This is a genomic window from Exiguobacterium sp. 17-1, from assembly GCF_023096305.1.
Classification (GTDB): Bacteria; Bacillota; Bacilli; order Exiguobacteriales; family Exiguobacteriaceae; genus Exiguobacterium_A; species Exiguobacterium_A sibiricum_A.
The window spans coordinates 1-4,919 of record NZ_JALIGJ010000011.1 but is presented as its reverse complement, the minus strand read 5'-3'; the positions used below and the strand labels follow the sequence as shown (position 1 = coordinate 4,919).

Here is a 4,919-nt window from a genome sequence, read left to right as displayed (position 1 = left end):
GAAGTGAAGGTGCATATGAGGAGTCGTTTCATCAAGGTGGACTTTGGCACTCAAGACATTCTCTTTTCCGAACCGATCAGCGAAATAATCATGGCACGTTTTGAAGTAATCCTGCATTTGTTCGTTCGACATTTTCTTTGCTGCTGACTCCGGAATCGTGATGATGTTCGAGTAGGTAATGACTGAATTTTTTTGGACCCGTTTGTTTTCAGACTTGAGTTGATCGACCCGTTCTTTTGCTCGTTGATAGAGGTTTAATTCACTTACCACCAAATCATAATTGAGGTGGGTACGGTCAAGATCAATCATGTCATTTTTAATTTGTCCTTCTCGTTCTTGTTCTCTTTCTTTGCCTTTGATGTCGGACATTTGGTTCTTTTGAGTGTTCCAAGCAAATTCGATCGACATAGGGTTTTCCTCCTTATAAAGACAAAGACCGAGAGAAGCGAGAGGGGAATTTGTCGACGTTGATTTGATAAGAGTATAGCCCGCTATACTCTTGCGAAGCAAGAGGCGGTCTCTACGAGGTAAAAACAAATGCTGTTTCTCGTGTTTGAACACGAGAAAAGGAGCATCAATCCTTATCAGGATCGACACTCCTAAAAATAATTCGCTTTCGATTCATTCCCTAAAGGTCACTAAATCGAGAGCGAAAAAATCATTTTAATGACTTAAAGAATTTCGGCATAGATTCTACCGTCAATCTTTCCGAATTCTACTTCAGAAGGAAAAGCATTAAGACCTTGGGCAGACATCATCATAGATAATTGAACCCAATCATCTAATTGATGAGGTAGTCGATAAGCAGAAGCCGTTCCATCTTTTTCTTCAATAGTGGCGACCGCAATTCTTTGCGATCCGACAATACCGAGAGATAAAACATTGTACTTAACGGTATTTTCGATTTGCAGCTCTTTGTGTTTCGATACATCAGAATAAATCTTTGCCCCTGCTTTATTGACCATAAATTCCGACACATTATCCCACCTTTAAATGTATTTTATTTTTTTAATTAGTATGGAATACGAGCTTTATCTCCGATAAATATTTTTTTTCGTTCTGAAGGTAATTTAATCGTAGATTCTAACATATTAGTTTCATCAACTTTCATTTGAACAATTTTTCGATCAGTTACTGTACGATTTCCAAATGTAAGGCTACTAATACTACTAAGTGGATTAGGAACTGTTCTTTCTTCTTCTATGATTTTTTGACAGATAGAGTATTTTTGATCTACCTGTACAACTTCTAATGTCTCTTTAACAAGATTAATATGACCTAAAGATTCACCTGAAATAGGATTGAGTATTTCGTCACCTTCTACAAATATTTCAATCTTTGTTCCAACACTTAAATTGTAGTTGTATCCAGCGTCTATTATTATATGAAAACTATCTAAAATCGCCGCGACGTGGTATGTCTCTTTCGACATTTTCAATCAACTCCTTTTCTTTCGTATATAGATAATTTTTTGTTTCTGACATTTTTTTTAAAAGATCAAGTTCTTTAGATAGTCTTTCTTTTTTACCATGATTCATTTGAAATTCGGCTGTAAATCCCTTAAGAGTTTCATTCTCAGCACAAAATTCAACCAAAACAAAGTTTCTATAACTAACGTAACTTGCATGGTACATCTGATTTATAATCTTAATTTCAGCTAAGCTTTCTTCATAGGATTTAAGTTCCTTTTGCAAACTCTCAATTGTATCTTCTTGCTTCTTAGATTCAATTTTTACAGTTTCTTTTTCAGCTTCGATTTCTTTGCTCTTTTCTTTCTCTTTCTTTCGTTCTGAATATACAAATTGACCGTAAGCGATTGAAGAATAAACACCTACAATACCGTACTTCGCTACGTCATCTAAAGACGAGGCAACTGTAGGAACAAACGTAAATAAAAAACCTAAGGCACGCCAATGCTTTAATACCGTATCAATCAGAAACAGCCTCCTTTCGTAAAAATAAATAATCAATCAATGTCAAATTCGTCTACATTTCGATTGTTATATTTCTTTTTTTCGAGTTCAGTTAAGGCAATATAATCAAGCATGAAATCAGATTGATCAGTACGCCAATTCGCCATGATTTTAAAGAAATATTCGTTCTTATCTTTCTCCATGTATTGTTCCAATTCGTTCGATTTGTACTTCAACATATACTCTTTAAATAAACCACTGTAAGCAATGACTTGCTTCCCCTTCAAAGAATTGTAGAAGGTCTCAAACACTTCTGGACTGACGCCCATATCGTTACTTTTTGCAGAGTATTTCGCAATCTCGGCCACAGCATTTCCGGTCTGCTTTTCCTTAATCCGTTCGATGTGAACTTGCGTGATCGTGTAATCACCAGTGACCTTTCGCCACATGTCTAACCATTCATCACGCTTGATGTAATTTCGCGAATCATTAAAGTACGATTTGTTCACTGCAAGAATGACATGAAGATGAGGATTATATGTATCATAAGTTGGATTTTCATCTCCAACTTTCAATCCTAGTTTTTCATAATATGCCCGCTTTTTCTCAAATAACGGAGTCGTAATCAAAGGGTTTCCGTCATACGTCATCTCTAATTTTCGAGCGTATCCTTGAATTACTTTCTTCACATTTCTACGCATAAACAGCTTATGAAACGCCTTGTTCATGGTCTCGATCTCCGATTTTACTTCATTCGCTCTAACGTTTGGTGTCGTCAAAGTCAGGAACAAATATTTCACATCATGTTCTTCATGCATGGCTTCCATCACTACAGATAGCGCCATCGCATCTTTCCTAGCTTTACGCCATGCGCAAATCGGACAAAATCGATTCTTACAGTGATTCCCTCCAACCATCTTCTTCTTCTCCTTATCCAATGTCGAAATATACAAGTTGAACGTCCCACACTCTTTGTACAATTCCTGCATTTTTTCGGAAAGATGATCCTTTGCTAGTTCATATATACGTAGATTTTCTAATTTTTTAGGCTTCATAAGTGCAATAGGGTCTTGTTTTTTCATAGTCACATTGTCTATAATCCATGTGTAGCATCAATTTATGGACAGTTTACGGACACCATAAAAGGGTAAATTAACAGCATAGATCAAAGAAACTTGTCTCCTTTCTCTGTTGGATTTTTGTGTGGTAACTTAAATGCTAAACGAGTATACAAGGAAACGCAAGTTTTTTCGGTCGAAAGCCGTTGGGGCGCAAGGGATTCATTCACTTGCTCGCCCCTTTTTTTGTGCATAAATAGTTACCCTTATTATCAAGATAAGAAAAGACTCAAAAAATAATCCCCTCAAACCCTTACAATTTGTATAAAATTGTAAGTAAGGTGGTGATAAATATGGCAGTGACATTACACTTATCTTCTGGAGAAGAATTTGTAGCACAACATGATACTAGTGAATCAATTTTGAACCTGATTCAAGAATTTGAAGGTAATGGTTATATAACATTCCCGATGCAAGACAACGCAACAGGTCAAACCGGAACAGAAATCATTATGGTTAATCAAATTGTTAAGATTTCAGAGTACTAAAAAAGATCGACTCCCCAACCCCTCGATCCCGAGGGGCTCCCTCGCCGGTAGGCAGGTTCTCACGTATGGAACGTGAGAACAGCAAAAAGGGTTCTTTTTTTTGGGTGGTCAATTCTTATACTCAGAACGAATATAACCCCTCTAGAACGCTCTGTGAGCGATTCTGAGGGGTTATATTCGTTCTTCCGTTACATTGACACCCATATACGCTTAAAAACGCTTATACGGCCTTCTAGCGCTCCATTTCAGAGCCTTTCTCTCGTTGCAACCTGTCATTTATCTTTTGAATCGCTTTATCTCTCCCTACTGCTTCATGCTCGTTGATTGGCTCCGCTTCTTTTTCCATCTTCAAGGAACGACCCACTTGATATTTAGCGAACCCCATCATTTCGTTTGCACGCTCCTTACCTAGTATAAGAACACCCTTATCCGTCACCTTCTCCAACACTTTTCGAATCTTCTCGACAAGTGCCGATAAAAATTGATTTTGCTTCTGCAAATAACCGTTCTCGATCTGCAACTTAAACATATCACCCAGTTCCTTATCTTTTTCCCTGTTACTCTTCTCCAGCGTCTGAACTCGTTGCTCCGAGATCCGCAATGCTCGTTGCATCCTTTCCGCGACTTCCGCCCGTTTCTTCAATTCCAAGAATGTATCATTCGACATCGACACTTTGTTCAACAGATTCGGCTTTAGATCGAGGTTGACGGACTCGTCGAAATCCAACTCTTTGAGCGAATCGATTCGCTCGTTAAGTTGTTTTTGATGTTCCTCGAGGTCTTTCTTCGTGGCATCCAAGAGTCCGTTCATATCCTGTGTATCCATGATGAGCCGTTCTTGATTTTGGCTCATATCGTACTCGAACTTCGTCACTTCTTCTTGAATCATACTGATTTTTTGATTCGCTTCTGTTTTGGCAGCTTCGACTTTTTCTTCGAATCCTTTTTCGATTTGCTGTAACTTGATACTCTTTTCTGTTCTCCTGTAATAGACTTCTCGATGCAGAATAGTATGTTCTTCTTCCAACTCATTCAACCGTTGGCTTAACTTTGATGTCTGCTTCTCTAACTCTACTTTTTCTTTCTCCAAATCCAATTTTGCCTTGTACTCATGAATATCAAGTTTCTGTTTGGTTTTCTCTCCCGATCCACGTACCACATCGAATCCTTTTTCTCGTAATCGTTCCGGAATCTCGTCATGGATTTGATTCAATGCTGCCTTATTCATTGTCGTCCTGGCTTGTAATCGTCCTGTTTCTTTATCGATTGGCATGAAGTGAAGGTGCATATGAGGAGTCGTTTCATCAAGGTGGACTTTGGCACTCAAGACATTCTCTTTTCCGAACCGATCAGCGAAATAATCATGGCACGTTTTGAAGTAATCCTGCATTTGTTCGTTC

7 protein-coding genes are annotated in these 4,919 nt (G+C 38.1%); 1 reads left to right on the top strand and 6 read right to left on the bottom strand.

The window, feature by feature from the left end:
• From mobV to MUN34_RS15740, 5 genes are all read right to left on the bottom strand, one after another.
• A partial coding sequence (mobV, locus tag MUN34_RS15760) for a MobV family relaxase (protein WP_247858272.1) occupies positions 1 to 408 on the bottom strand: 408 nt, incomplete at its 3' end.
• A gap of 263 nt (positions 409 to 671) precedes the next feature.
• Positions 672 to 977, bottom strand: coding sequence for a hypothetical protein (locus tag MUN34_RS15755; RefSeq protein ID WP_247858270.1), 306 nt, complete (start codon positions 975 to 977; stop codon positions 672 to 674).
• 35 nt (positions 978 to 1,012) lie between these two features.
• Positions 1,013 to 1,432: a hypothetical protein gene (locus tag MUN34_RS15750; RefSeq protein ID WP_247858268.1), complete on the bottom strand. Its 420-nt coding sequence runs from the start codon at positions 1,430 to 1,432 to the stop codon at positions 1,013 to 1,015.
• Complete coding sequence (locus MUN34_RS15745; RefSeq protein ID WP_247858266.1) at positions 1,392 to 1,970, bottom strand: hypothetical protein; 579 nt, start codon at positions 1,968 to 1,970, stop codon at positions 1,392 to 1,394. Before MUN34_RS15745 ends, MUN34_RS15750 begins: the two co-directional genes overlap by 41 nt.
• Entirely contained in the window at positions 1,967 to 2,995 is a 1,029-nt protein-coding gene (locus MUN34_RS15740) for a protein rep (RefSeq protein ID WP_282104427.1), read from the bottom strand. Before MUN34_RS15740 ends, MUN34_RS15745 begins: the two co-directional genes overlap by 4 nt.
• Positions 2,996 to 3,324: 329 nt before the next feature.
• Here MUN34_RS15740 and MUN34_RS15735 point away from each other — a divergent pair, with 329 nt between their 5' ends.
• A complete protein-coding gene (locus tag MUN34_RS15735) occupies positions 3,325 to 3,519 on the top strand; it encodes a hypothetical protein (RefSeq protein WP_247858263.1) in 195 nt (64 codons plus the stop codon).
• 232 nt (positions 3,520 to 3,751) lie between these two features.
• On the opposite strand, the gene MUN34_RS15730 is transcribed toward MUN34_RS15735, so the two are convergent.
• On the bottom strand, positions 3,752 to 4,919 hold a 1,168-nt coding region (locus tag MUN34_RS15730), incomplete at its 5' end, for a plasmid recombination protein (protein ID WP_247858262.1).

Coding starts and splice junctions, on each gene's coding strand:
- MUN34_RS15750 (WP_247858268.1), bottom strand. CDS start 1,432: ATGTCGAAAGAGACATACCACGTCGCGGCGATTTTAGATAGTTTTCAT.
- MUN34_RS15740 (WP_282104427.1), bottom strand. CDS start 2,995: ATGAAAAAACAAGACCCTATTGCACTTATGAAGCCTAAAAAATTAGAA.
- MUN34_RS15735 (WP_247858263.1), top strand. CDS start 3,325: ATGGCAGTGACATTACACTTATCTTCTGGAGAAGAATTTGTAGCACAA.